23 protein-coding genes are annotated in these 24,580 nt (G+C 59.1%); 10 read left to right on the top strand and 13 right to left on the bottom strand.

Annotated features, from left to right (window positions below):
* The first annotated feature begins 65 nt into the window (after positions 1 to 65).
* The 3 genes from MWH26_RS02135 to MWH26_RS02125 all read left to right on the top strand — a co-directional run bounded on the left by MWH26_RS02135 (position 66) and on the right by MWH26_RS02125 (position 5,706).
* The gene (locus MWH26_RS02135) at positions 66 to 1,217 is read left to right on the top strand and encodes an efflux RND transporter periplasmic adaptor subunit (RefSeq protein ID WP_247975857.1); all 1,152 of its coding nucleotides are present in this window, start codon (positions 66 to 68) and stop codon (positions 1,215 to 1,217) included.
* Between the two features lie 170 nt (positions 1,218 to 1,387).
* Entirely contained in the window at positions 1,388 to 4,609 is a 3,222-nt protein-coding gene (locus tag MWH26_RS02130; protein WP_247975856.1) for an efflux RND transporter permease subunit, read from the top strand.
* Between the two features lie 182 nt (positions 4,610 to 4,791).
* Positions 4,792 to 5,706, top strand: coding sequence for an alpha/beta hydrolase (locus MWH26_RS02125; protein WP_247975855.1), 915 nt, complete (start codon positions 4,792 to 4,794; stop codon positions 5,704 to 5,706).
* On the opposite strand, the gene MWH26_RS02120 is transcribed toward MWH26_RS02125, so the two are convergent.
* Entirely contained in the window at positions 5,703 to 6,008 is a 306-nt protein-coding gene (locus MWH26_RS02120) for a hypothetical protein (protein ID WP_247975854.1), read from the bottom strand. The genes MWH26_RS02125 and MWH26_RS02120 overlap by 4 nt on opposite strands.
* Before the next feature lie 200 nt (positions 6,009 to 6,208).
* Between MWH26_RS02120 and MWH26_RS02115 the strand changes: the two genes are divergently transcribed.
* The 3 genes from MWH26_RS02115 to MWH26_RS02105 all read left to right on the top strand — a co-directional run bounded on the left by MWH26_RS02115 (position 6,209) and on the right by MWH26_RS02105 (position 9,076).
* On the top strand, positions 6,209 to 6,739 hold the full coding sequence (locus MWH26_RS02115) for a YMGG-like glycine zipper-containing protein (protein ID WP_244694971.1): 531 nt from the start codon (positions 6,209 to 6,211) through the stop codon (positions 6,737 to 6,739).
* A 98-nt stretch (positions 6,740 to 6,837) separates the two neighbouring features.
* The gene (locus tag MWH26_RS02110; protein WP_247975853.1) at positions 6,838 to 7,314 is read left to right on the top strand and encodes a DUF4440 domain-containing protein; all 477 of its coding nucleotides are present in this window, start codon (positions 6,838 to 6,840) and stop codon (positions 7,312 to 7,314) included.
* A gap of 526 nt (positions 7,315 to 7,840) precedes the next feature.
* Complete coding sequence (locus MWH26_RS02105; RefSeq protein WP_247975852.1) at positions 7,841 to 9,076, top strand: MFS transporter; 1,236 nt, start codon at positions 7,841 to 7,843, stop codon at positions 9,074 to 9,076.
* Between the two features lie 162 nt (positions 9,077 to 9,238).
* Here MWH26_RS02105 and rfbD read toward each other — a convergent pair whose 3' ends face one another.
* The 5 genes from rfbD to MWH26_RS02080 all read right to left on the bottom strand — a co-directional run bounded on the left by rfbD (position 9,239) and on the right by MWH26_RS02080 (position 13,752).
* On the bottom strand, positions 9,239 to 10,099 hold the full coding sequence (gene rfbD / locus MWH26_RS02100; RefSeq protein ID WP_247975851.1) for a dTDP-4-dehydrorhamnose reductase: 861 nt from the start codon (positions 10,097 to 10,099) through the stop codon (positions 9,239 to 9,241).
* A gap of 79 nt (positions 10,100 to 10,178) precedes the next feature.
* Positions 10,179 to 11,147 (bottom strand): TIGR03915 family putative DNA repair protein, encoded by a 969-nt coding sequence (locus MWH26_RS02095; RefSeq protein WP_247975850.1) that lies wholly within the window; start codon positions 11,145 to 11,147, stop codon positions 10,179 to 10,181.
* Between the two features lie 134 nt (positions 11,148 to 11,281).
* Positions 11,282 to 12,148 (bottom strand): alpha/beta fold hydrolase, encoded by an 867-nt coding sequence (locus tag MWH26_RS02090; protein WP_247975849.1) that lies wholly within the window; start codon positions 12,146 to 12,148, stop codon positions 11,282 to 11,284.
* A 56-nt stretch (positions 12,149 to 12,204) separates the two neighbouring features.
* Positions 12,205 to 12,390, bottom strand: a complete 186-nt coding sequence (locus MWH26_RS02085) for a hypothetical protein (protein ID WP_244694960.1) — start codon at positions 12,388 to 12,390, stop codon at positions 12,205 to 12,207.
* Positions 12,391 to 12,483: 93 nt separating this feature from the next.
* Positions 12,484 to 13,752: a putative DNA modification/repair radical SAM protein gene (locus MWH26_RS02080; RefSeq protein WP_244694959.1), complete on the bottom strand. Its 1,269-nt coding sequence runs from the start codon at positions 13,750 to 13,752 to the stop codon at positions 12,484 to 12,486.
* Between the two features lie 212 nt (positions 13,753 to 13,964).
* Here MWH26_RS02080 and MWH26_RS02075 point away from each other — a divergent pair, with 212 nt between their 5' ends.
* The 4 genes from MWH26_RS02075 to MWH26_RS02060 all read left to right on the top strand — a co-directional run bounded on the left by MWH26_RS02075 (position 13,965) and on the right by MWH26_RS02060 (position 18,532).
* Complete coding sequence (locus MWH26_RS02075) at positions 13,965 to 15,869, top strand: BamA/TamA family outer membrane protein (RefSeq protein WP_247975848.1); 1,905 nt, start codon at positions 13,965 to 13,967, stop codon at positions 15,867 to 15,869.
* A 279-nt stretch (positions 15,870 to 16,148) separates the two neighbouring features.
* Positions 16,149 to 16,982, top strand: a complete 834-nt coding sequence (locus tag MWH26_RS02070; protein ID WP_247975847.1) for a CvfB family protein — start codon at positions 16,149 to 16,151, stop codon at positions 16,980 to 16,982.
* A 250-nt stretch (positions 16,983 to 17,232) separates the two neighbouring features.
* On the top strand, positions 17,233 to 17,904 hold the full coding sequence (locus MWH26_RS02065) for an NAD-dependent epimerase/dehydratase family protein (protein WP_247975846.1): 672 nt from the start codon (positions 17,233 to 17,235) through the stop codon (positions 17,902 to 17,904).
* Between the two features lie 58 nt (positions 17,905 to 17,962).
* Positions 17,963 to 18,532, top strand: coding sequence for a hypothetical protein (locus MWH26_RS02060; protein WP_247975845.1), 570 nt, complete (start codon positions 17,963 to 17,965; stop codon positions 18,530 to 18,532).
* A 165-nt stretch (positions 18,533 to 18,697) separates the two neighbouring features.
* Here MWH26_RS02060 and MWH26_RS02055 read toward each other — a convergent pair whose 3' ends face one another.
* From MWH26_RS02055 to MWH26_RS02025, 7 genes are all read right to left on the bottom strand, one after another.
* Entirely contained in the window at positions 18,698 to 18,982 is a 285-nt protein-coding gene (locus MWH26_RS02055) for a hypothetical protein (RefSeq protein WP_247975844.1), read from the bottom strand.
* A gap of 355 nt (positions 18,983 to 19,337) precedes the next feature.
* On the bottom strand, positions 19,338 to 19,994 hold the full coding sequence (locus MWH26_RS02050) for an OmpH/Skp family outer membrane protein (RefSeq protein ID WP_247975843.1): 657 nt from the start codon (positions 19,992 to 19,994) through the stop codon (positions 19,338 to 19,340).
* 116 nt (positions 19,995 to 20,110) lie between these two features.
* Complete coding sequence (locus MWH26_RS02045) at positions 20,111 to 21,193, bottom strand: succinylglutamate desuccinylase/aspartoacylase family protein (RefSeq protein WP_247975842.1); 1,083 nt, start codon at positions 21,191 to 21,193, stop codon at positions 20,111 to 20,113.
* Positions 21,194 to 21,365: 172 nt separating this feature from the next.
* Positions 21,366 to 22,310: a 30S ribosomal protein S6--L-glutamate ligase gene (rimK, locus tag MWH26_RS02040; RefSeq protein WP_247975841.1), complete on the bottom strand. Its 945-nt coding sequence runs from the start codon at positions 22,308 to 22,310 to the stop codon at positions 21,366 to 21,368.
* A gap of 80 nt (positions 22,311 to 22,390) precedes the next feature.
* Entirely contained in the window at positions 22,391 to 22,852 is a 462-nt protein-coding gene (locus tag MWH26_RS02035) for an ATP-dependent zinc protease family protein (protein ID WP_244694941.1), read from the bottom strand.
* 124 nt (positions 22,853 to 22,976) lie between these two features.
* Positions 22,977 to 24,104: a PQQ-dependent sugar dehydrogenase gene (locus MWH26_RS02030; protein WP_244694939.1), complete on the bottom strand. Its 1,128-nt coding sequence runs from the start codon at positions 24,102 to 24,104 to the stop codon at positions 22,977 to 22,979.
* A gap of 62 nt (positions 24,105 to 24,166) precedes the next feature.
* On the bottom strand, positions 24,167 to 24,451 hold the full coding sequence (locus tag MWH26_RS02025; RefSeq protein ID WP_244694938.1) for a 2TM domain-containing protein: 285 nt from the start codon (positions 24,449 to 24,451) through the stop codon (positions 24,167 to 24,169).
* Between the last annotated feature and the right edge of the window lie 129 nt (positions 24,452 to 24,580).

The following is a 24,580-nucleotide window of genomic DNA, read 5'->3' as shown; positions in this document are numbered from 1 at the left end:
CATTTGAGAGTGAGGCCCGCTTTGCCTTCCACACTCCTTTCCTTCCGCCGCTCTGCTACCTTGATATGAAAAAAACGATTCTTGTGCTTTCTTACGCTGCCAGCCTGTTTGCCTGGGCGAGCTGCGGCAAAAAAGAAGAGGAAAAAGCGGCCGGTCCGCCACCCGCCACGCCCGTTACGCTCGTCGCCGCCCAAGCTACTGAGGCCGTGTACTACGACGAGTATCCGGCTACCGCAGTGGCCCTCAACAACGTGGAGCTGCGCAGCCAGGTAGCCGGCTTTATCACCCAAATCTTCTTCAAGGAAGGCGAGGTAGTAACCAAAGGCAAGCCGCTCTACGAAATCGACCGGCGCAAGTACCAGGCGGCCTATCAGCAGGCCCTGGCCAACCTGAGCGCCACCCGCGCCACCGCCCAAAACGCCCAAATAAACCTGAACCGCTACGAGCGGCTGCTGGAGCAGGATGCCGTGGCCCGCCAGCTAGTCGACAACGCCCGCACCAGCTACGCCACGGCCCAAAGCCAGATAGCCGTGGCCCAGGCCGGGGTAGCCGCCGCCCGCACCGACCTGGATTACTCCCTGATAAAAGCGCCATTCACGGGCCGTATTGGCATTTCGCAGGTGCGTCTGGGCTCCCAGGTTAGCCCCGGTTCTACCCTACTCAACACCATCAGCGGCGAGGACCCCATGGGCGTTGATTTCGTTATCAGTGAAGCCAACCTAGGCTTGTTTCGGGACATACAGCGCACTGCCGGCGGCGCAGAAGACTCCACGTTCATGCTCGAGTTGCCCGACGGCACGCGCTACAACCAGCCGGGCAAAATCCTGGCTATTGATCGGGGCGTGAGCCAGGGTACCGGTACCGTCCAGATTCGGGTGCAGTTCGCTAATCCCCAGCGCGAACTGAAGGATGGCATGAGTACCGTGCTGCACGTGCTCAACCGGCAGTCGGGCCACCGCATTGTGGTGCCTTACAAGGCTATTGTGGAGCAAATGGGCGAAAACTTCGTCTTCGTGGCCGGCGACAGCAGCAAGGCCTACCAGCGCAAAGTGCAGCTAGGTCCCCGCCTTCGCGACCGAATTGTGGTGATGGAAGGTATTAAAGCCGGCGACCAGGTAGTAACCGAAGGCCTGCAGCGCCTCCGCGACGGCGGCAAGATTCAAACCGGTACGCCCGCCCAGGCCAGCGGCCCGACCCAAGGAAGCGCCGCGAAATAAGCAGCAAAAGAATACGAAAGGCCGTCATGTCGAGCCTGTCTAGACAGCTCGCGTGCTAACGGCAAAATAGTACGCCATAATCAGCATGCTAGATTCCTCGCGGGGTCCGGAATGACACGTCATGAACAGTAGCTAACGGCCACTGGCTAGCAGCTAATAGCTATAACCCGATGATTGCAGAAACCTTTATCCGGCGCCCCGTCACGGCCATTGTCACCTCCCTGGTGATTGTGATGGTGGGGGTGCTGGCCATCCTGAACTTGCCCGTGGGGCAGTATCCGGAAATCACGCCGCCTACTGTATCGGTGAGCGGGACCTACACCGGCGCCGACGCCCAAACCGTGGAGCAGACCGTAGCCACGCCCGTGGAAGTGCAGGTAAACGGCACGCCCGGCATGACCTACCTGCAAAGCAACAGCACCAGCAACGGGCAGATGAGCATGACGGTCAACTTCGAGGTAGGCACCGACATCAACATTGCCGCCCTGGATGTGCAAAACCGCGTGGGCATTGCCCAGCCTACCCTGCCGCAAGAGGTGCAACGCCTGGGCCTGGTAGTGCGCAAGCGGAATCCCAGCATCCTGATGCTAGTGGCCCTGTACGCGCCCAAAGGCTCGCACAACACCACCTTCCTCGACAACTACGCCAACGTGTTCATCAAGGACGCCTTGCTGCGTACCAAGGGAGTAGGCGACATCGTGAGCCGCGCCGATGACTTCTCCATGCGCGTGTGGCTCAACCCCGATAAACTGTCCCAACTGGGCGTCACGGCCCAGGAAGTAACGGCCGCCATTCAGGAGCAAAACGCCCAGATTGCAGCCGGCTCTATTGGCGCCCCCCCGGCCCAAACTGGCCAGACCTTCGAGTACATCGTCTTCGTAAAAGGCCGCCTCACCAACACCGAGGAGTTCGGCAATGTCATTGTGAAAACCCGGCCCGAAGATGGCTCGGTGGTGTATCTGAAGGACGTGGCGCGGCTGGAGCTGGGCAAGTTCAACTACGCCAACAACTCCTTTGTCGATGGCAAGCGCGCCGCCTACCTGCTCGTGTACCAGGCCCCCGGCGCCAACGCCCTCGAAACCTACGAGAACGTAAATGCCACCATGGAACAGCTCAAAAAGCAGTTCCCCGCCGACCTTGACTACGTGGTGCCGTTCGAGGCGGCCTCGGTGGTAAAAGTGTCCATTGAAGAGGTGCTGCACACGCTGGTAGAGGCCCTGCTGCTGGTGATTGTGGTAGTGTACTTGTTCCTGCAAAGCTGGCGCTCTACGCTCATTCCGGTGCTGGCAATTCCGGTGTCCATCATCGGTACCTTCATCCTGTTTATCCCGCTGGGCTTCACGATTAATACGCTTACCATGTTCGGTTTCGTGCTGGCCATCGGTATTGTGGTCGATGACGCCATTGTGGTGGTGGAAGCCGTGGAGCACAACATGAACGAGCGGAACATGAACCCCCTGGACGCTACCCTGGCGGCCATGCGCGAAATTTCGGCCCCGGTTATTGCCATTGCCCTGATTCTGGCGGCCGTGTTCGTGCCGGTGGGTTTCATTCCGGGCATCACGGGGCGCTTGTATCAGCAGTTCGCCATTACCATTGCTATTTCGGTGCTGATTTCGGCCTTCGTGGCGCTTTCGCTGACGCCGGCCTTATGCGTGCTACTGCTCAAGCCCCACAAGCGCGACGAGAACTCCAAGGGTCTCGATAAGCTGTTTTTCAAGTTCAACACCTGGTTTGACAAGGTGACGAGCAAGTACGGCAACGGCGTGCAGCGCGGCATCAAGCACTCCCGCTTCGTGGTGGTGATTCTGGTGTGCATTGTGGCCGGTACGGGGTTGCTGTTTGCCAAAAAGCCCTCCAGCTTCATTCCTACCGAAGACGAGGGCCGGATTATCGTGACCTTCAACTTGCCCGAGGCGTCCTCCACGGAGCGTACAGTCAGCACCCTGCGCGAGATTATGAAGGAGCTGGGCCAGATCAAGGGTATCCGGCACTACGCGGGTCTGGGTGGTCTAAACGCCGTAAACTTCTCCTCCAAATCGAGCAGCGGCACGGTGTTTTGCCAGCTGGAGCCCTGGGAGGAGCGCAAAGACAAGGAAGTGCAGTTGCAGGGCCTGATTGCTACCGTGCAAAAGCGCCTGAGCCGCCTCAAGGAAGCTAACATCGTGGTGATTTCGCCACCCGCTATTCCGGGCCTTGGCAACACCGGCGGCTTCAGCTTTATCCTGCAGGAGCGCGAAGCCGGCGGCGACATCAAGAACTTCGACGCCCAGTTGCAAAACTTCCTCGGCGCCCTGCGCAAGCGCCCCGAAATTGCTGCGCCCTTCTCCTTCTTCACGGCCAATACGCCCGGCTATCAGCTAACCATCGACCGTGAAAAAGCCAAGAAACTCGGCGTTTCTATCTCCGATATTGGCACCGCCCTGCGCACCTACTTGGGCTCGGCCTACGTGAACGACTTTACGGTGTATGGCCGCAACTTTAGGGTAGTAACCCAGGCCGACTCCATGTACCGCGGCGACATCTCGAACCTGGGGCAGTACTACGTGCGCAACAGTCAGGGCGGCATGGTGCCCCTGAGCACGCTCACCAGCTACCAGCGCACCGAGTCGGCCCCACTGATTTCCCACTACAACCTATTCCGCTCCGCCGAAATCAACGGCAATGCGGCCCCCGGCTACTCCTCCGGCGACGCTATTAAGGCCCTGCAGGAAACGGCGGCCCAATCCCTACCCCAAGGCTACGGTTTCGAGTTTTCAGGTCTGACCCGGGAGGAATTGCTGGCCGGCGGGCAGACGGTGTACATTTTTGCCTTGTCCCTGGCTTTCGTGTTTCTGTTTCTGGCGGCGCTGTACGAAAGCTGGTCGGTGCCGTTCTCGGTGCTGCTGGCCGTGCCGGTGGGCGCTTTCGGTGCCATCCTGGCCCTGACCTTCCTGCCCAAGCTCACCAACAACGTCTACGCCCAGATCGGCTTAATTACCCTAATTGGTTTGTCAGCCAAAAACGCCATTCTCATTATCGAATTTGCCAAGGAACGGGTTGATAAAGGCATGCCGCTGGTGGATGCCACCCTGGAAGCCGTGCGCCTACGCCTGCGCCCCATCGTCATGACCTCGCTGGCCTTTATCCTGGGTGTGCTGCCGCTAGTGTTTGCCTCCGGCGCCGGCGCCCAGAGCCGCCAGACCATCGGCTGGACGGTACTCGGCGGTATGCTCTCGGCTACCTTGCTGGCTATCTTCATCGTGCCGGTGCTGTATGTGCTCATCACCCGCTTCGCCTACGGCAAAGAGAAGCTGGCCGAATTGGAAGCCAACTACCAACCCGACGAGGAGCACGGCGGCCACCCAGATGCACCCGGCCAGGGTCAGCACCCCGCGCCCAGCCCAGCGTAGGTAGCTAAATCAGGTTGCGTGAACAGGTAAGAACAGGAACGTCATGCAGAGCGCCGCGAAGCATCTCGCATGCTGAGGTTGGAGTCACTACCTAACGTCAGCACGCGAGATGCCCCGCAGCACTCAGCATGACGGTCTGCTTTTCTCTCTATTCCATCCTAGTGGCTTCTCCCCTACCCACTATGCGCAAACTTCTCTTCTTCCTACTCTGCCTTCTTATTGTGACGTTCGCTCAGGCCCAAAACCAGCCGGTCATTCCGCTTTACTCCGGCGCTGTTCCCAATTCCAAGGCCAGTAGCATCCAGGAAGTAGTGGATAAGCAAGCCAACGGTAGCATCCGCATCTCTAACGTGGTGACGCCGACGCTGACGGTATATAGGCCTGCCAAAGCCAACGGCACGGCCGTTATTATTTGTCCGGGTGGAGGATACGCGCGTTTGGCTATGGACCACGAGGGCTACGATGTGGCCCGGCGGCTCAATGAAATGGGCATCACGGCATTTGTGCTAAAATACCGCCTACCGAATGCCCAGAGCCAGACCGATAAATCTGTAGTACCCCTGCTCGATGCCCAGCAGGCTATTCGGCTGGTGCGGCAGCGCGCCGCCGAGTTCGGCGTAAACCCCAGCCGGGTTGGGCTGATGGGCTTTTCGGCGGGCGGACACCTGGCTTCTACGGCCGGCACGCACTTCGCTACCCCCGTCGGCGATACTAAAGAGAAAACCTCCGTGCGGCCCGATTTTCTGATGCTGCTGTACCCGGTTATCAGCTTCTCCGACGAGCTCATGCACGCTGGCTCCCGCACTAGCCTTATCGGCGAGAAGCCCGCTACAGACCAAATCAGGCGATATTCCAACGAATTGCAGATAACCGCCCAAACGCCGCCTACCTTCCTGGTGCACGCTGCCGATGACCAGACGGTGAAAGTGCAGAACAGCCTAGCTTTCTACGAGGCCTGCCTGCAGCACCAAGTACCCGCTGAAATGCACCTCTACCCCCAAGGCGGCCACGGCTTTGGCATGCTCAACAAAACCACCAAAGACAACTGGACCGACCGCCTCCAGAATTGGCTGGATGCCGGCGGCTGGCTGCGCTAAAGCAGCTCCTCCCAGCCTACCTCCTCCCCGCCCCACCATACTTCGGTGCCCACTGGCACGGGGGCGGCACCTTCCTGGGTGAGTAGCAGGGCGCGCACGGCGGACTCCTCGGCGCGGTCTATTTCCTCTACCGTCGCCACGGCGGGCTCCCGGTGGCCGGCGGAGTAGTGCAGCAGAAGCCGCAGAGACGTGTGCAAGGCGAGTTTCTGGAGTTCGGGCACCTGCTTTTCAGGTAGTAGCAGTACGCCCAGCCCAGGTAGTGAAAAATTTTTATCAACCCGGAATAATAACGTTTGTTCCATACCTGGCTGTACGCAAAAACCTTGATAACGAAGAAATAAAGCACATTTCCAGCAAATGACTCAGGGTAGAAAAAAGCGCCGTCTTCGCCTACTGTTGGGCTAAACCTGGGGTTGATTCGGTTCGTATTGGCATGGTGCTTGTAAAACTGAGTTCAGGGCTACTGCTTAACCAGCCCACTGAACCTTAAACTTCTCTCGCCATGAAAAAGGTAAGTTTGCTTCTCGCCCTCGTGATGTTCTTCACTACCATCGCCTCCAGCTTTGCCCAGGACCGCAAGGTTAGCTCCAGCGCCAAAGGTGCCATTATTGGTGGTCTGGGTGGTGCCGCAGCCGGTGCGCTTATCAACAAGCGGAACCGCGTAGTGGGTGGTGCCGTGGGTGGTGCCGCTGGTGCCGGTCTGGGCTACAGCATCGGTCGGACCGCCGACAACAAACGCCGCGCCGAGGCAGCCCGCGTAGCCGCCGCCAACCGTGCTGAGCAGCGCCGCGCTGCCGCTTACCGCGCCGGCATTGCCCGCGGCGAAGCTAAAGCTCGCGCCAACAACAACGCCGCGCTGGCTGCTGCCGCCGCTGCTCCGGCTGCCGCTCCGGCCATGATGAACAGCTTCGGCGCTCCGGCCGCTGGTGCTCCTACCTCGCTGGCTATGAGCTCGGCCTACCTGCCTAACAACAACTACGGTGCCCGCGACGCCGCTTATCCGACCTCGGAAGTACGTCGTAAGAGCTGGTAGTCCCGCTTTTTCCTGTAGCTTCAACGCCCAGGCCCCCGGGCCTGGGCGTTTTGTTTCCTTCTTTTCTCCCCGTTCTGCCTCACCTAACCTCTGTTCCCATGAAACCTCTTGTTGGTTTTCTGCTTGGGAGTGCCGCACTGCTGGCCTCCTCCTGCTCGGCGCCTAAGCCTGATGACGCCGCTGCTGCTGTTGATGTAAAAAGCCTCAACCAGCAATTCATCGGCGCCTGGAACGCCAAAAACACGGCCGCTCTCGATACGCTGCTGGCCGACGACGTGCAGTACGCCCAAGGCGCTACCCGCTTTAATGGCAAATCAGAAGTATCGGATAAGTGGGTGCGCGCTACCATGGGCACGATTGCCGACCTGAAACTCTACGGTACTAGCGCCGGCACCGACGCTAATACGGCTTACGAGGCCGGCACTTTCTCCACGGAGGTGCTACCCGAAGCTCCTGGCCAGCCCAGCGGCGAAGGCGAAGGCAACTTCATTCTGCTCTGGAAGAAAAACAAGAAAAACGCCTGGAAGCTCAGCTACGTGCAGCTCGAAGGCCTCCCCGTGAAAGTCAGCAACTAGCCCTAGCCTGATAAGGCTTCTTTAGCATTGCTAGATAAAGCCTGCTTTAACTCCTCCTTAAAAACAGCAACAAGCTCTGACCAGTAGGCCAGAGCTTGTTGCTGTTTGTGTAATAATAACAAAACAGTACGCCCCGCTGCACTTGCCCAGGCCTTTTGCTTGCCACTTACAGCACCTAGCTTCGAGCGCCGCAAAGAACTTTTGCCCCTAATTACAGCCTTGCCATAAGACTTATTTCCGCGTGATGAAGTCTGCCGCTTTGCGCTGGAGATTGAGCTTGAATGGTCATAATCGGCAACTGTCTCCGTGCGGGTTTCAATAATGCTTCTCTGTTTTAGAAGCTGTTCTGCCAGCTGAAGGCTTTGCGCCGGACCTATACAAAAAGCAGTACGCGGCAGGTTAAGTTGACTTCGCTGTTTGGGGGTAGCTACCAGTCCCTCTTAAAAGTAATACAACCTTCCGCTCCGGAAAGCTGTTAGCTGAGGCCACCCAAGCGGCCTTAGTTAAGCCGCCGCGCGTTACCCGTATGAGAGAAGCAGTAGCGGCTGAAGCTCAGCCCGTGATAGAAGACGCTCGTCCTACCCCTTCCCACCCTCTGGCCCCGGCCCTGGTTTGGCTGATGGCCATTACCTGCGGGCTGGTAGTGGCTAACATCTACTACAACCAACCGCTGCTAGCCGAAATCGGGCGCACGTTTGGGGTGGCCGAAAGCCGGGTGAGCCTGGTGGCTACCATTACCCAAGTGGGCTACACCCTGGGCCTACTGCTGGTAGTGCCCCTGGGCGACAAGCGGGAGCGGAAAAGCCTGATTCTGACCCTGCTACTGTGCGCCGCCGGGTGCATGGCCGGGGCTGCCTCTGCGCCCACCTTTGCTTTGCTGGCCACTGCCAGCTTGCTAATCGGCATTTTCTCGGCCGTGCCACAGCTGCTGATTCCCATGGCGGCCTCCCTAGCCAGCGACGAAGAGCGCGGCCGCGTGGTGGGCAAGGTGATGAGTGGGCTGCTGATTGGCATTCTGCTCTCACGCACCATCAGTGGCTACGTGGGGCTGCACTTTGGCTGGCGCACCATGTTTTGGGTTGGTGCCGGGGTAATGGTGGTGCTCACGGGTACTCTGGCCCGCATGCTACCACGCAACCAGCCCCAGTTTGCGGGTAGCTACGGCAGTCTGCTCCGGTCATTGGGCACGCTCACGCGGGAGCTGCCGGTGCTGCGGCGCTCGGCGCTGGTGGGGGCCTGCATGTTTGCCGGCTTCAGTGCATTCTGGACTACCCTCGTGTTCTTCCTGGAAAGCGACGCCTACCACTACCACGCCGACGTAGCCGGTCTGTTTGGCCTTATTGGCGCCAGTGGGGCCTTTGCCGCTTCCTTCGCCGGTAAATCAGCCGATAGCAAAGGCGCTGACTACGCCCTCAACCTCGGCATACTGTTGTTTCTGGGTGCCTACCTGCTGCTGGGCTTTGGGGGTTATTACTTACTCGGGCTCATCATCGGGGTCGTGATTCTGGATGTGGGCCAGCAGATGACCCACATTTCCAACCAAGCCCGCATCTTCACGCTCCGCCCCGAAGCCCGTAGCCGCCTTAACACCGTGTACATGACGGCCTGCTTTATTGGGGCCTCCGCCGGTTCCTTAATCGGCGGTATAGCCTGGTCCCATGTTGCGTGGCCGGGCGTGTGCGGCGTTGGGCTGGGGTTTGTGGTGCTGGCGTACATACTGAATCGGTTTTATGAGCGGGGCACAGCACCAGTTTCGCGCTAGTTTGCGGGCCGTTTGCTCTTTCAATTCGTAGCCGGCCCTCCTGTTCTCCTCTTGCTCACCATCATCCAGACAATTCTGTCGGTTGTCTACTACAGCAAAAAGGCCCTGCGACGCGCAATACGTGTCGCAGGGCCTTTTCCGGCTCAGTATCTTAGGATAAATCTACGCCTCTAGGCGGCTCAGACACACCTTCAAACTGTCGCGCCAGTGCGGAATGGCCACGCCAAGCTGGGTTTTGGCCTTGGTCTTGTCCATGACGGAATAGGCGGGGCGGGTGGCCTTGGTGGGGTATTCGGCGGTACGGATGGGAAGGGTGCGCACCGGCGTATTGCTCAGCTCGAAAATGGCCACGGCGAAATCGTACCAGGAGGTCAGGCCCTCGTTGCTGTAGTGGTAAATGCCGTACTGTTGGCTCTGGCTTTCGATGATGGTGAGGATGCAGCCGGCCAAGTCAATGGCGTAAGTAGGCGTGCCGGCTTGGTCCCAGATAACCTTCATTTCTTCCCGCTCCCGACCAAACCGAAGCATCGTTTTTACGAAGTTACCGGCGTATTCTGAGTACAACCAGCTGGTACGCAGGATGAAGTATTGGCTGGTGTGGGCCGGAATTACCTGTTCCCCCTCCAACTTGGTAAGGCCATACACACTAATGGGCGTAGCCTCGTCGGTTTCCAGCAGGGGCGTGTTGCCAGTGCCAGCAAACACGAAATCGGTGGAAATGTGGATAAACGTGGTGCCATGCTCGCCGCACAGCCGGGCCAAGTTCTCGGCTCCGTCGCGGTTTACTTTGCGGGCAATATCCACCTCGTCCTCGGCCTTGTCCACGGCGGTGTAGGCAGCGCAGTTGATGATGTAAGCCGGCTGGTATTGGGCAAACACGGCCTGCAGGGCCTCCACGTTCAGGATGTTGGCTTGGTCTTCGGGCAGGAAAACCAAGTTGGTTAGGTTGCGCTCCTTGGCAACGTGTTGCAGGCACTGGCCTAATTGCCCGGAGGCTCCAAAAACGAGCGTAGTAGAACCCATAGAATAGGTAGTAAGGCGGAGGAAAGGCAAAGAATTTCAGAGCCCAAAAACGACAACTTGGGTCTGGAATGGGTGCAAATTAGCCTTTTTCCTCCTGCGGCGCACTACTCCCACTGCCTAGGGCTGGCCCACCGGGCTGCACTGGCCGCTTGTTCTTGATGGGTTCGAAGCGCTGCTCCCGGGGCTGCTTTTCGCTGAGGTAACGCCAGTAACGCAAGGGTATATGGCGCCGGTGCAGCTTCATGTTTTTGCGCTCCGGAATGTTCACGTGGTCAAAGTACGACTGCCACAGAAGCTTGAACAGGGGCTCCCGCTCGTCGAGGACGGTAGCGGAAATGTCGGTGGTCCGCTGCGGGGTAGTTGTTTCAAATTGCACCACATCAGTGCGGGTCAGGTCGTAGTACAAACCGTAGCGGCGGCGGCGGTCGAAAATCAGCCAGCGCTGGTCGGAGTAGCGCTTGGTAAAATGAGGGGCAATCAGCGGCAGCACATCAAAGTCGGGGTCGATGGTGGCGTGAAACAGTCCGTCGGAGGTTTTTTCGAAGCGCACGAAGGCTTCCATGCGGTGCTTTTCGCGGTACATCTGCTGGGCAATGCCGGCAATGCGGCGCACATTGTCGTCGGCGTAGTTGTCGGAAATGTCGCGGCCGGCGCGCATGGCCAAGTCGGCGTAGCGGAAGATGAGTAGCTCCCGATCAGGCTGTTCACTTAAAAACGTGTGAAACAAGCGGGTGCGCGCTTCTTGGTCCATGTGGCGTAGCAGGCCTTCCCATACCCGCGCCGCCGTGGCCTCGTGGGTATCAATCTGGACGGGCTGGGCAAACAAGCCACCCTGCACTGCCCCAAGCGGTTGAATGCTATTGGGCGCCGCCTTCCGGTCGTAAACGTTAAACAGCACCGTCAGCAACCCCTCAAACGAGCCATCATAGGCGTAATCTAGCGGCGGGTTAGTCAGCTGCACCACGGCGCGGCGCGGTGCTACCGAGGCCGGCGCTTTCGTAGTTGGAACACCTTTGCGAGAACGAATGGGCTGAAGCGAACGGCTCATGGCAAGATGAATGGGATTGGAAGTAATAGCGTACGCGCGGGCGTCTTGTCGTAGTCAGAGATATTGCTGCAGGTGCCTCAGCAGCCAGGCCCATACGGCCTGTAATACCTCGGTGCTGACGGTAGGCTGCGCTTCTACGGCCGCTGCAGAAACTCTAGTAGCAGCTTATTTACTGCTGCGGGCTCTTCTTGGTGCAGCCAATGGGTAGCGCGGTCGAAATACGTCAGCTCTCCTTGCTCGCACATTTCCAGGCTTAACTGAGCTAGCCCAGGTTCCAGGAAGGCGTCTTGCTTACCCCAGAGTAGCCGAACAGGAATGGTAATCCGGCCCGGCCGGCCCGTTTGGCGGGCGTTACGAAATGCGGCGCGGTACCAATTAATCATGCCAGTAACGGCCCCCGGCTGGGCCCAGGCCTCCGTGTACATGCGCAGGTCCGCGGTAGTAAACGTACCTGGCCAACTCGTGCCGCGCAACGCACCGCGGCCAAACCGAAACCCGCGCCGCCGAAACAGCTGCTCCGGTAGCCAGGGCAGTTGAAAAAAGAAGATGTACCAGCTTTTCACCAATTGGCGGGGTGTGCGGCGCAGGGCCCGGCCAAGTACGGCCGGATGAGGAACGTTGAGGATGGCTACCCGGTGTAGGCGCTCGGGATGGTGGGCCGCCAGCCACCACGTTACGGCCGCGCCCCAATCGTGCCCTATTACTACGACTTTTTCCTGGCCGGCTGCATCCAGAAGGCCCAGCATGTCGGCTCCTAGTTGCCCAATGCGGTAATCGGCCACGCGGGCTGGTTTGTCGCTGAGGTTGTAGCCGCGCTGATCGGGGGCCCACACGCGGTAGCCAGCCGCCGCCAGGGCCTGAAGCTGATGCCGCCACCCGTACCAGAACTCCGGAAACCCGTGCAGCAGCAAAACCAGAGGTCCACTGACGGGGCCACACTGCACCACGTGTAGCCTAATGCCGTTGGTTGGAACGTGGTGGTGTTCAAGGGTGAAAGTCATACGCTTCCTACCCCGCCCACCGCCGCAAGGTTACCGCTTCAACTTTCACATGTTGCTTACGCCGCCTCCGAACGTCGCCCGCTGCGGGCGGCATTGGTGCGGGCTACCTCGCGGTGAAGCTGCTGCACCAGCGGCAACAGATCCGAAAGCTTACAGCAGCAGGCAATACGGGCAACTTTCATGGATTTGGCGGTTTCAGCGGAGGCGGCCGACGCGACGGCAGCGCGGTGAGAAATAGTCATGAGGCTTGGAGTTGAGCTATCAGGTAGTAGCTGCTAATAGTTCGAAGAAAGGTTCATCATCTTGACAGTCAGCAGCTACTACCTAACCGCTACTTAAGACGCTTGCGCGAAAAGGTCGAGCTGCTGGGTAACCAGGGCCGAGCGCACGGAGCCGGCTCCAAACAGAATCTGGCGGCGAATAGTCTGCTCGTCGTAGTCGCGTTTTTCCAGAGCCTGACCCCGACAGGTCAGGAAGAACTTGGCTCGCTTGAGCACCACCCCAAACTTGTGCAGGTGGTCCAGCGTGACGGGCGCGAACCGGCGGGCGGCCACAATGCGCTTGGCCGAGCGGGCCCCTACCCCCGGAATGCGCAGAATCATTTCGTAGTCGGCGGTATTCACGTCCACCGGAAACACGTGGCGGTTGCGTAAGGCCCAAGCCAGCTTCGGGTCAATTTCCAGGTCGAGGAAAGGGTGCGCGGGGTCCAGAATTTCATCGGCCTGGAAGCCGTAGAAGCGCATCAGCCAGTCGGTTTGGTAGAGGCGGTGCTCCCGGATCAGGGGCGGCTGCGTGACCTGGGGCAGGCGGGCGTCGTCGGTGACGGGGATGTAGCCCGAGTAGTACACGCGCTTCAGCCCGTAGCCTTTGTAAAGCGAGTCGGTGAGGCTGATGATCTGCAGGTCGTTTTCCGCCGACGCGCCCACAATGAGTTGGGTGCTTTGGCCGGCGGTGGCAAACTGCGGCACTTTCTTAAACAGGGCCTTTTCGTCCTTATTCTGCTGAATACCGTCCCGAATCTGAGCCATCGGCGTCAGAATCTCCTGGTAGTTCTTTTCGGGGGCCAGGTTCTGCAGGGCCATTTCCGAGGGCAGCTCAATATTCACGCTCAGACGGTCGGCGTACAGGCCAGCCTCCTGAATCAGCTCTTCAGAAGCGCCGGGAATGGCCTTCACGTGAATGTAACCGTTGAACTTGTGCTCCGTGCGCAGCTTTTTAATAATGCGCACCAGCCGCTCCATGGTATAGTCGGGGGAGGAGAAAATACCGGAACTCAAGAACAGCCCTTCGATGTAGTTACGACGGTAGAAGTTCATGGTCAGATCCACAACTTCGTCCACGGTGAAGGCGGCGCGCTTTACGTCGTTGCTGCGGCGCGAGACGCAGTAGGCGCAGTCGAAAATGCAGTGGTTGGTCAGCAGAATCTTGAGCAGGCTCACGCAACGGCCGTCCTCGGTATAGCTGTGGCAGATGCCCATGCCTTCGGCGTTGCCTAAGCCTTTGTCCTCATTTTTGCGCTTGCCGCCGCTGCTGGAGCACGATACGTCGTACTTCGCGGCATCTGCCAAAATACTTAGCTTTTCCTGAATACGCTGGTCGTTCATCGGGCCGGTTTCTTGGCTTAAAAATAGAATATTACGCGCGAATACGCATCATCTTATAAGGCTAATTTCTTTGGAAATGTTCCTTCACTAGAGATTTTCACTCGGCCAGTAATCCGCTCGTTTGCTCCTTATTTCCTGCCCGTTTACCCCCAACTACACGCCGCGCGAAATGCATTTGCGCTGTATCTTGCCAAGACTGGCTAATCGTAATTATGAAGTACCTGGTGTGGATGTGGGTAGTAGTGCTGGGGCTTGCTCTGGCCTCCTCGGCATGGGCCCAAACGCCGGCCCTCCCCTCCCCCGATACGACCCGTTTGCCGGGCGCCCGCCCCGATTCCTTGCGCCGCCGCTTCGACCAGGAGCGCATGCTCAACAGCCTCAAGGCGTACACCAAGCGCAAAACCATAGCGGGAAAAGCCGCTTCAGCTCTGTTCAACTTTACCGAGCGGCGCGAAGACCAGGCCGGGCTGGATGCTACCCTGCTCGACCGGCAGTACGACCGGCACAACTACAAGGTCATTCGGCGCATTGACGTGCGCACGCTGGATGCCTTTGGGTACAGCATTTCCGACTCCACCCGCATTCCGCGCAACATTCTGGAAAAAGCGGGCAACACCTTCCACATCAAAACCAACAAGGCGCGGGTGCGCCAGGTGCTGCTGTTCCGGGAAGGCGACGAGTTGGAGCCCCAGGACTTGGCCGAATCGGAGCGCCTGTTGCGCCAGACCTCCGAGATTCTTGACGCCCGCGTGTTTGTGAATGAGCGCACCAGCTCGGCTGACAGTGTAGATGTGCTGGTCATCACCAAGGACGTTTTCAGCCTTAGCGGCACGTTTCAGCTGCGTGATGTGGAAGCCGGCATCATTGGCTTGCGCGACGTGAACTTCCTGGGTCTGGGCCACCAGTTCCGGAACCGCTACGAGTACGGCCGCAGCTTCAACGGGCCTGGGGGCCAAACCTGGCGCTACGACGGTAGTTACTTGGTGCCGTTCCGCAACTTCGTGTACGGGCAGGCGCGCTACCGCAACGAAACCCGCAACCGGGAAGCTGGCGTGCGGTTCAGCCGCGACTTTTACTCCGTGAACACCCAGTACGCCGGGGCGCTGAGCTACGATTTCGTGGACCGACTGGTAGCTACGCGGGGAAGCGGCACGGCCGAAGACCCGTACGTTTTCGATCCGCTGCGCTACAACATGCAAGATGCGTGGCTGGGTAGGGCCCTGCGGTTGAAAAGCTACGATTTGGGGTACGAAAACCCGGGCCGCGTCATTGTGTCGGGCCGGGTTATCCGCACCAACTACGCCCAGAAACCCACGGTTGATTATTTCAACGCCAATCTGGTGCTGGGCACCGTGGGCTATAGCATACGGCGTTACTATAAGGATAAGTACTTGTTTGGCTTTGGGCGCACCGAGGACATCCCAACGGGCACGCTGCTGAGCTTAACTACCGGCTACGAGTTTAATGAGGTGGCCAACCGCCGCTACTACGGCCTGCGGATGGCCTACGCCGGCTACCACCCGCAACGGGGCTACCTGTACCTGAACGGGGAATTTGGCTCCTACCTGCGCGGGCGCGACAACGACTGGCAGCAGGGCTTGGTGAGCGGGGAGCTGCTGTATTTCACGCGCCTCTACCACACGGGCAACTACCAGTGGCGGCACTTCTTTTGGCAGCGCAGCAGCCTAGGTCTGAACCGGCGGCCGGGGGAGCAGCCGCTCAGCATTGATGGCGAAAACGGCCTGCGCGGCTTTCAGCCCCAGGGCCTGCTACTGGGCACCAGCCGCGTGACGCTCAACTACGAGGCTACCCTGTTCACGCCCGTTTCGTTTTTGGGCTTCCGGATGGCGGGGGTGGCCTTTGCCGACGTAGCCTGGCTGAACGCCCGCACGCCCCGCCAGGTGCTCCCCTTCCAAGAGGCGCCCTACACCGGCTTCGGGCTGGGCCTGCGCTTTCGCAACGAGTATGCGGCCCTGCGCACCTTCCAAATTACCTTCGGCTTTTACCCCCGGGGCATGAGCGCGCCCAATGGTATCCGCGTGTTTGAAAACTCCCGGCCCTACTACGACTTCAGCGACTTTAGCTTCGGGCAGCCCGGGGTAGTGCGCTATCAGTAGTGAGGAATTGGGAATGAAGAACGAGGAACGAAGAATTAAAAATTGTTGGCCAGTAGCTTCTTCGGACCTTTACCGCGCGTAGAACCTGTTGCCTTTCCTACCAGGCCAAGCGAAATAACGTTGCTTTTATCATCTGACTCCTCTTTTCCTTTATTGGAGGAAGGGGCCGGGAGTGAGGCAACCCGCTTGGACAACTCCCCTACAAGAGGACAGGATACTGCCCCTAGGCCTTGGGCCAGCGTTATTCTTCACTCCTCATTTCTCATTCTTCATTGACATATGAATCTTGGTGATTTCAACGAGCTGGAAGTAGCCCGCGAGGTAGACTTTGGCATGTACCTAACCTCCGACGACGGCGACCTGCTGCTCCCGCGCAAGTACATTCCGGCTGGTACGCACGTAGGCGACGTGGTGCGCGTGTTCGTGTACCGCGACTCGGAGGACCGGCTGATTGCCACCAACCTGGAGCCCTACGCGCGGGTAGGCCAGTTTGCCGCTCTCACCGTGCGCGACGTGACGCCCACCGGCGCCTTTCTGGATTGGGGCCTGGAGAAAGACCTGCTCCTGCCCTACCGCAACCTGCGCCGCACCCTGCGCCCCGGCGAGCGGGCCACCGTGTTCGTGTACTTGGATGAAGCCACCGACCGGATTGTGGCCTCGGCTAAGTGGGAGTGGTTTCTGAGCTCCGACCCGTTCCCGGGCAAAGCCGGCGACGCGGCCGACCTGTTCGTGGCCGAGGAAACAGACATGGGCTACAAGGTAATTGTGGATGGCACCCACCAGGGTCTGCTCTACCACAACGAGGTGTTCAAGCCCCTGCGCCTCGGCGACGTGCACACGGGCTACGTCCGGCAGGTGCGGTCCGATGGCAAGCTCGACCTCAGCCTGCAGCGCCCCGGCTACGACGAAGCCGTGGCCGCCGCCGAAACCCTCCTGGCGGCCTTACGCCAGGCCGGCGGCACCCTACCCCTCGGCGACAAAAGTGAGCCGGATGATATTTACCGCCGGCTGGGTATGAGCAAGAAAATATTCAAAAAAGCCCTGGGCTCTTTGTACAAGCAAGGAATGGTGGAGTTGGAGCCCGAGCAAACCCGGCTGGTGCCGGGCAAGTAAGCCACCTTGTTTCGCCTTTGCCCTGGTTTTTCCGGTGCTGCTCTATAGCTAGCAGTGCCGGGAAAACCAGGGCATTGTTTTTCTTGGTGCCAGCAGGCCCTTGCGCATGCGAGGTTCTTGGTAACGGGCAACCCGGGGCGCGACCCGCGCATCTGCGCTCAGGAAAGGCAGCGTTTCAGCCAGCGGCACGTACCAGAAAAGGCGCCTTTTTTATTGCTCTCATTTTTTGCTGGCCCGTGACCCTCACCTTATGCAAAAAACTGCACTCATAGTCGGGGCCAGTGGCCTGGTGGGTAGCCAGTTGCTACCCTTGCTCCTCGTTTCGGGGCGGTACAACCGGGTTATTGCAGTTGGCCGGCGGCCGCTCCCGATCATGCACCCCAAACTGGAGCAGCGAATAGTAGATTTTGACCACTTGGAGGACCACCGCCTGCAGCTTATTGCCGACGACGTGTTCTGCTGCCTGGGCACAACGATGCGTCAGGCGGGCTCCAAGGAGGCATTTTACCGCGTCGACTACCTGTACGTGGTGAAGCTGGCGGCTCTTACGGCGGCCAACTTTGCGGCCCAGCTGCTAGTTGTTTCGGCCATGGGAGCCGACTCCCGTTCGCGCTTCTACTATAACCGGGTGAAAGGCGAAATGGAGGAAGCCGTGCGGCAGTTGCCGTTCCGCGCCATTCATTTCTTCCGGCCCTCCTTGCTGCTGGGCCCCCGCCCCAAAAAGCGCACGGGTGAGCAGTTTGGGGCGCTACTGCTGCGCGTGCTACGGCCGGTGCTGGTGGGGCACCTACGCAGCTACCGGGCCGTGCCAGCTAGCGCCGTGGCTCAGGCCATGCTAAAAGCTGCCCAGCAGGAGGGCCACGGCCCGTACGTGCATCTTTCTGATGCCATTGCCGAAGAAGGCTACGCAAGGCCGGTTTAATCCGGTCAATCTTGTACTTTTGCGGGACGTTTAACTATTTACTAGTTTCTTTTTCCGCATGAAGCGTTTCATTTTTGGTTTAGTAGCCCTAGGGCTGTTGGCAACTTCGGGAGGAGCCCAGGCGCAGAGCAAGAAGAAAAGTGGCGGCAGCGGCGCCGGCTACGAAACGGCCATTGGCCTGCGCGGCGGCGGCTGGTCGTCGGGCCTCACGTTCAAGCACTTCTTGAGCGGCAAGAACAACGTAGCCTTCGAAGGACTGCTCACACGCGAATACCAAGCCCGGGGCGGCCGGCTCACACTGCTGCTGGAAAAGCACCTTCCCGTCTCTGATTTTAAGGGCCTGCAGTTTTACTATGGCGCGGGCGGCCACATTGGCTCCTACGCCGGCCGCTACTACGTGCTGGATGGGCGCTACGTTCGAGGCAAGAAAAACGACTTCTACTACGCCTACTACCGCGACGACCGGAACTACATCGTAGGCGGGGCCGACCTGATTCTGGGCTTGGAGTACAAAATGGAAGATTTGCCCTTCACCGTGGGCGTCGACTATAAGCCCTTCTTCGAAGTATTTGATGGCTACACCGGTTTCTATAATGATGCGGCCCTGAGCCTGCGCTTCGCTTTCTAAGTACTACCGACATCGTTACAGCTCTAGTTAACCCGGTTCCGCTGATGGTGGGGCCGGGTTTTTCTGTACCCAGTCCTTTGCCAGCCCCCATATGCGGTAGTGTTTGCACAGCAACGCCCCACCAGTACGTTGGCAGGGCGTTGCTGGAAAGGAAAGCGGAGCCGGTTACCGCACCCGGATGTAGCGGTGCGGGCGCACGTTGTAGTACGGACGGGGCGCCGGTACTACCACCCTTCGGCGCGGCTCTACTACTACCACGCGAGGCGGTACCGGGCGGTAATAAGGACGCGGACGGTAGTACGGGCGGGGCCGGTAGCCAGGGCCATAATAAGGTCCCGGCTCGGTAGCTACTACTACTCCCGGCTGAGCGGTAGCCACGCAGCTTGGCAGCGCAGCAGCGGCCAGCAGCAGGACCAGGAATAAGGCAGAGAATTTCAGGAGCTTCTTCATAAGAACGAAATGCCACCTATCAGCGGCTAGTTTCCTCTTAGAAAGGCATCAGTACCAAAGGTTTAATCCAGCACCGACGCCCTGCCGCTGTTTCCGGCGCGGCTGCTTTCTATTTCATGCGCGCCACATGCAGCCAGAGCCTCTGCAAAAGACCATCATGCCGGGCATTCTGCGCGTCAAGCAGAGCCGGAGTATGATGGTCAGTATTGTACTGAAAACAACCTCTTTTTCCTGTGCATGGCCAAGCACAACTGCCACGCCGAGCAAACTAGCTTATAGCAAAAACGCCGGCTTCCTTTTCGGGAAAGCCGGCGTTTCAAGATTTATATTCGCCTTGCGACGGGTAGCAGGCTGCTTACTTTTTAGCGCCGCGGTACTCGTCGTTGAGGTGCTTGAGGACTGGGGCGGTGATGTCGAGGTCTTCGCGGCCGTAGGCAATGGTGCCGCTGGGCGCAGCAATGAGAATCAGGCGGTAGCCATTTTGCTTACCGTATTTCTCCACCTGCTTGTTGATGCGCTCCAGCACTTGCTGAGTCATTTTGGCTTCCTCCTCCTGGGCTTGGCGCTGTAGCTTTTCTTGCTCTTGTGCAACCTGAACCTGGCGGCCCTGCAACTGCTGCTCCGTGGAAGCGCGCTGTTCCTGGGTCATACCCTCGGCCTTTTGTTGATACTGCTGCACGGCCGTCTGGAAGCCTCGCACCAGCGTTTGGTTCTGAGCTTCCCAGCGGCGGGCTTTGGTTTCGAAGCTCTTGCGGGCGTCCTTCATGCCCTGGTAGCCATCCAGCAGCTTACCCGATTCTACGTAGGCCACTTTGTTGGTATCGGCTACGGCTACCACGTCGGCGGGCTCATCCGTGACGGTGGCGGCGCTGGTAGTATCGGTGGGGGTAGCAACTACGGCCACTGGCTTCTTGCCGGCCGCGGCAGGTTTGCTGGCAAAATGCAGGTAGAAAAGCACGGCCACCGCCAGGGCCAATACCACGTTGATGATAAGTTGAACGGAGTTTTTCATTCAAATAAAAAGGAAGAAGACAAAGCACCGCAGTACGGCCAGTCAAAGTAAAGCAAAATGCCGGGAGATACCGGAACAAGCCTTACCGGGTAGTTGGCATGCAGAAACTACAGGCCCTACTCCCCGTCGCGCAACATCTCCTCCCCGGCTTCCTCGTCCTCTTCTTCCGTTTCGAGCGGATTCATGGGCTTTTCCTCAAATGGAGCGCCCAAATCAACCCGGCTCGGCGACAAATCGGTACGGCCTACGTGCACCAAGGCGTCGCCCTGATTAACCACGGGCATATGATTTACCCCAATGATGTAGCCCGCCACCGGCGACTCCAGCCGCACAGAATTTTCCCCGTAGGGGTCAGCCACGGAGCCAAACACCTCGCCTTTCTCAATGTACTGGCCCAGATGCACCAGGCTGCGGAACAGCCCCGCGTACTTGGCCCGCAGCCAGGTAGAGCGCATGCACACCACCGAAGGCCGGGCCGGCGGCGGTACGCTAGGCACCATGCCCAAGTGGTGCAACACCCGCAACGTACCAGCAATGCCCAGGTCAATGCCTTCCTCATCGAGGCGCAACGACTCACCGGTTTCATATACGATGATGCGGCGGCCCTCCTGCATGGCGGTTTCGCGCAGGGAACCGGGGCGCAGGCCGGCGTGCAACGTGAACGGGGCCCCAAACGCTTCCGCCAGCGCGTCGGTTTCCGCATCCTGGTGCAGTAGGCATCGAATCTGCGGAATGTTGGCCCGGGCTGCCCCGCCCGTGTGGAAATCAATGCCGTAGTCAATCAGGGGCATGATTTCACGCATGAAACGGTGGGCTACGCGGCTAGCCAGGGAGCCGCGCGGATTGCCCGGAAATGAGCGGTTTACGTCTTTGCCGTCGGGCACCTCCCGCGAGAAATTCAGGAAGCCGTAAATATTGAGGATAGGAATGGCCAGAATGGTACCGCGCTGGGGCTGCAGCATCCGCCGCCGAATCAGGCGCCGAATGGTTTCAATGCCGTTCACCTCGTCGCCGTGCAGGCCCGCCATCAGCAGCACCGTGGGCCCCGGCTCAGTAGCCCGGAACACGTGCACCGGAATGTCAATTACGGTCCCGGAAGGCAGGCGCGAAATCACAAGCCGCGTCAGGACTTGCTCGCCGGGGGCAATGGTTAAGCCATTCAGGTATAAGTCGGCGGGTGCGGTGGTGTAGGTAGGCAAGGCAGTGCGGAATAACTTGATTTCTACGGGTCTACAAAAACCCGGCCGACCCTGCTTCGGCGTAAAACAAACGACCAGACTCCCCCTAAGGAAACCTGGTCGTTTGCGCTGCCTTCAGGTCCTAGCTACCAGGGCAAGCCGCCGAAGCAAGGCTGAAAATGAAGTTGAGGTGCTAGTCCGGCTGATTATCGGGTAGGGCTTCGGGCTCGGCGGGCTTGACCATGGGTTTCGGCCGCTTTTTCTTTTCCGATAGTTGCTCAGTGTACTCAATGATTTTGCCGGCAATGTTCAGGCCGGTGGCTTTTTCAATGCCTTCCAAGCCGGGCGAAGAGTTAACCTCCAGCACCAGGGGGCCACGCTTGCTCTGGAGCATGTCCACGCCGGCAATGCCCAGGCCTAGGGCCTTGGTAGCCAGTAGGGCGGCGGCTTTTTCGGCGCGGGTCAGCTTGACGAGGGTACCGGAGCCGCCACGGTGCAGGTTGGAGCGGAACTCACCCTCCTTGCCCTGGCGCTTCATGGCTCCCACTACCTCGCCATTTACCACGAAAGCGCGCAAATCGGCGCCCTTGCTTTCGGCAATGAACTCCTGCACAATGATGCGGGCCTTCAGGTTGTGAAACGCCTCGATGACGGACTGGGCCGCCTTAGCCGACTCGGCCAGCACCACACCCAGGCCCTGAGTGCCTTCCAGCAGCTTGATAATGACGGGCGCCCCGCCTACCTGCTGAATCATTTCGGGTACTTCGTCGGAGTAGTTGGTGAAGGCGGTTTTCGGCATGCCTACCCCGGCCCGACTCAAAATCTGCATGGAGCGGAGCTTGTCGCGGCTGCGCACAATGGCTTGGCTCTCCACGGCCGTGCGCACTTTCATCATCTCAAACTGCCGCACCACGGCGCAGCCATAAAACGTCACGGAAGCCCCAATGCGAGGAATAATGGCGTCGAAGCCTTCCAGCTTCTGACCCTCGTAGATGATGCCAGGCTTGCCCTTCTCCAGCACCAGATTGCAGTGCAAATGATCCACTACCACGGCCTCATGCCCACGCTGTTCGGCGGCTTCTACGAGGCGGGTGGTAGAGTATAGCTTTGGCTCACGCGACAGAATCGCCAGTTTCATTGGATGCAGGATAGGTATGAAAGAATAGGGGCAGACGCGCCGGGCAAAGATAGGCGACCTAAACCGCAAGCCGGCCCGGGTTAGCGGGCGGCCAGCTTATTTTTATACGACAGGTTGCGCCGGGCCACATCTACCACCAACCGGGCCTCGCGCAACAGTACCCGGCCGATTAGTACGGGATATTTCATGTCGGAGCGGTCAGAAAGCGAAAATTCTGTTTCGAAATCTTCCCCAAACAGCCGCACTGCCGCCCGGATAACGTACCGCTCCTGCACCTCCCCGTTGGAGCTGCGAATGTCGCGCAGCGTGAACTCATCAAACTGCAGGGGCAGGCCATTAAAATCGGGGTGCGGCGCGTCCAGGAGCTGCACGTGCAGGCGCGGCCGGCCATCGGTGCCGGTTTCCACGCGAATGTTAGAGCAGTGAATGGCGCCGGTGTAGGCCCCGGTATCCACCTTGGCTTCCACTCCCCACACCTGGAAATGCGGAAAGTCTACTAGTTCCCGCCGCCCCACTGTCCGCTTCGGTCCGCGCTGCTTCATAAGTGGTGAAATTGTGAACTTGTGAAATGGTGAGTTAGCCATTCTTTGCCCTGCAAGCGCAATATGCGCTATAAAGCCATTTCGAACACCAACTCACCATTTCACAAGTTCACAATTTCACCACTTAACCCTTGTAGCTGATGCGGTACACAGCATCATTCTGGTCGTCGGAAACCAGCAAGGAACCGTCGGGTAGCACCAGCAGGCAGACGGGGCGGCCCCAGGGCGTTTGGCCTTGCAGCCAGCCCTCGGCAAAAGTTTCGTAGCTGCGGGCTTGCTTGCCGGTGGCATCGAGGCGCACGAGGCTGATGCGGTAGCCGATTTTGTTGCTCCGGTTCCAGGAGCCGTGCTCCGGAATGAAAATCTGGTTGCGGTACTGGGCCGGAAACTGCTTGCCGGTGTAAAACTTCATACCCAACGCCGCCACGTGCGCCCCCAGCTTGCGGGCGGGTTTGATGTAGGTACTAGCCGATTTGCCTTTGCCAAACTCGGGGTCGGGCACGTCGCCGGCAAAAAAGTATGGGAAGCCGAAATGCTGACCGGGGCCGGCCGAGCGGTTCAGCTCATCAGCGGGCAGATTGTCGCCGAGCTGGTCGCGGCCGTTATCCGTGAACCACAGGGCTTTGTCCTGAGGGCTCCAGTCGAAGCCGACCGTGTTGCGCACCCCGTAGGCGTACGTTTCCAGCCCCGTGCCGTCGGGGTTCATGCGGTTGATAGTGGCGTAAATCGGTTCTTCGGGCAGGCAAGTGTTGCAGGGCGCTCCTACCGGCACGTAGAGCTTGCCATCGGGGCCAAAGGCAATGTAGCGGTAGCCATGCCACTCCTTGGTTGGGAGCTTGCCATATACCACCACGGGCTTGGGCTTTTGCTTTAGGCGGGCCGCAATGTTGTCGTAGCGCAGAATTCGGTTGATTTCGCCCACGTACAGGGCACCGTTGCGCACGGCTACCCCGTTAGGTGCGTTCAAGCCGGTGGCCACGGTAACCACTTCATCGGCCCGACCATCCTTGTTGCGGTCGGGCAGGGCAAATACCTTGTCGTCTTTGGTGCCCACGTATACCGTACCGTCGGGGCCTACGGCCAGCTCCCGGGCGCTTTTCACACCTTTGGCAAAGTAGCTGATGGTAAAGCCAGCCGGCAGCTTAATTTTACTCAGATTGACATCCGGAGCCGCGGCAACCGGTGCGGGCTTGGGTGCCGAAGAGGTCAGAGCCAGCGGGGCTAGGGCCAGCAAGGGAAGGAAGTGGCGCATATTCATACTGCCACAAACCCCGGGCCCGGCGGTAAGGTTGCAGTTTCGGCCTTTGCTCGCTTTTACACCCGATTGGCCCGCTCGCGCACCAGCCGCTCATATTCCCGCTCCGAAAGCTGCGCCCGTCCCATGCTGCCGTAGGTGGAAAAGCCCTGGATGGCAACCCCAATGCCCCAGAACACGGTGGGCCACACGGGCCAGGGCAAGGGCGTAGCGGGCCGGCCGGTCAGGAGCCAAATGGTCCAGAGCAGGGCGTTGACGGTGATGTAGGTGAACAGGTGAGATTTGAACTTGGCGCGGTCTTTCGCCATGCGCCATAGTTGAGGGTCGCGCTGGGAGGTTTCCATGAGTGCGTAGGGTTTCGGGTTGTTGGATGCTCAAACGTAGGACGCCGATCAATATACGCAAATTCATATCTACTCAAACCGACATTTTCGGGGGCTGAACCGTAAAAAAAGACTCCCGAGCCGATAGCA

The organism is Hymenobacter sublimis (genome assembly GCF_023101345.1).
Taxonomy (GTDB): Bacteria; Bacteroidota; Bacteroidia; order Cytophagales; family Hymenobacteraceae; genus Hymenobacter; species Hymenobacter sublimis.
Note: the sequence above shows the minus strand (reverse complement) of the source record. Positions and strands in the feature narration are given on the sequence as shown.

What these genes read in the sequence shown, in the direction of transcription:
- MWH26_RS02135 (WP_247975857.1), top strand. Translation starts at nt 66, where the DNA reads ATGAAAAAAACGATTCTTGTGCTTTCTTACGCTGCCAGCCTGTTTGCC.
- MWH26_RS02130 (WP_247975856.1), top strand. Translation starts at nt 1,388, where the DNA reads ATGATTGCAGAAACCTTTATCCGGCGCCCCGTCACGGCCATTGTCACC.
- MWH26_RS02125 (WP_247975855.1), top strand. Translation starts at nt 4,792, where the DNA reads ATGCGCAAACTTCTCTTCTTCCTACTCTGCCTTCTTATTGTGACGTTC.
- MWH26_RS02120 (WP_247975854.1), bottom strand. Translation starts at nt 6,008, where the DNA reads ATGGAACAAACGTTATTATTCCGGGTTGATAAAAATTTTTCACTACCT.
- MWH26_RS02115 (WP_244694971.1), top strand. Translation starts at nt 6,209, where the DNA reads ATGAAAAAGGTAAGTTTGCTTCTCGCCCTCGTGATGTTCTTCACTACC.
- MWH26_RS02110 (WP_247975853.1), top strand. Translation starts at nt 6,838, where the DNA reads ATGAAACCTCTTGTTGGTTTTCTGCTTGGGAGTGCCGCACTGCTGGCC.
- MWH26_RS02105 (WP_247975852.1), top strand. Translation starts at nt 7,841, where the DNA reads ATGAGAGAAGCAGTAGCGGCTGAAGCTCAGCCCGTGATAGAAGACGCT.
- rfbD (WP_247975851.1), bottom strand. Translation starts at nt 10,099, where the DNA reads ATGGGTTCTACTACGCTCGTTTTTGGAGCCTCCGGGCAATTAGGCCAG.
- MWH26_RS02095 (WP_247975850.1), bottom strand. Translation starts at nt 11,147, where the DNA reads ATGAGCCGTTCGCTTCAGCCCATTCGTTCTCGCAAAGGTGTTCCAACT.
- MWH26_RS02090 (WP_247975849.1), bottom strand. Translation starts at nt 12,148, where the DNA reads ATGACTTTCACCCTTGAACACCACCACGTTCCAACCAACGGCATTAGG.
- MWH26_RS02085 (WP_244694960.1), bottom strand. Translation starts at nt 12,390, where the DNA reads ATGACTATTTCTCACCGCGCTGCCGTCGCGTCGGCCGCCTCCGCTGAA.
- MWH26_RS02080 (WP_244694959.1), bottom strand. Translation starts at nt 13,752, where the DNA reads ATGAACGACCAGCGTATTCAGGAAAAGCTAAGTATTTTGGCAGATGCC.
- MWH26_RS02075 (WP_247975848.1), top strand. Translation starts at nt 13,965, where the DNA reads ATGAAGTACCTGGTGTGGATGTGGGTAGTAGTGCTGGGGCTTGCTCTG.
- MWH26_RS02070 (WP_247975847.1), top strand. Translation starts at nt 16,149, where the DNA reads ATGAATCTTGGTGATTTCAACGAGCTGGAAGTAGCCCGCGAGGTAGAC.
- MWH26_RS02065 (WP_247975846.1), top strand. Translation starts at nt 17,233, where the DNA reads ATGCAAAAAACTGCACTCATAGTCGGGGCCAGTGGCCTGGTGGGTAGC.
- MWH26_RS02060 (WP_247975845.1), top strand. Translation starts at nt 17,963, where the DNA reads ATGAAGCGTTTCATTTTTGGTTTAGTAGCCCTAGGGCTGTTGGCAACT.
- MWH26_RS02055 (WP_247975844.1), bottom strand. Translation starts at nt 18,982, where the DNA reads ATGAAGAAGCTCCTGAAATTCTCTGCCTTATTCCTGGTCCTGCTGCTG.
- MWH26_RS02050 (WP_247975843.1), bottom strand. Translation starts at nt 19,994, where the DNA reads ATGAAAAACTCCGTTCAACTTATCATCAACGTGGTATTGGCCCTGGCG.
- rimK (WP_247975841.1), bottom strand. Translation starts at nt 22,310, where the DNA reads ATGAAACTGGCGATTCTGTCGCGTGAGCCAAAGCTATACTCTACCACC.
- MWH26_RS02035 (WP_244694941.1), bottom strand. Translation starts at nt 22,852, where the DNA reads ATGAAGCAGCGCGGACCGAAGCGGACAGTGGGGCGGCGGGAACTAGTA.
- MWH26_RS02030 (WP_244694939.1), bottom strand. Translation starts at nt 24,104, where the DNA reads ATGCGCCACTTCCTTCCCTTGCTGGCCCTAGCCCCGCTGGCTCTGACC.
- MWH26_RS02025 (WP_244694938.1), bottom strand. Translation starts at nt 24,451, where the DNA reads ATGGAAACCTCCCAGCGCGACCCTCAACTATGGCGCATGGCGAAAGAC.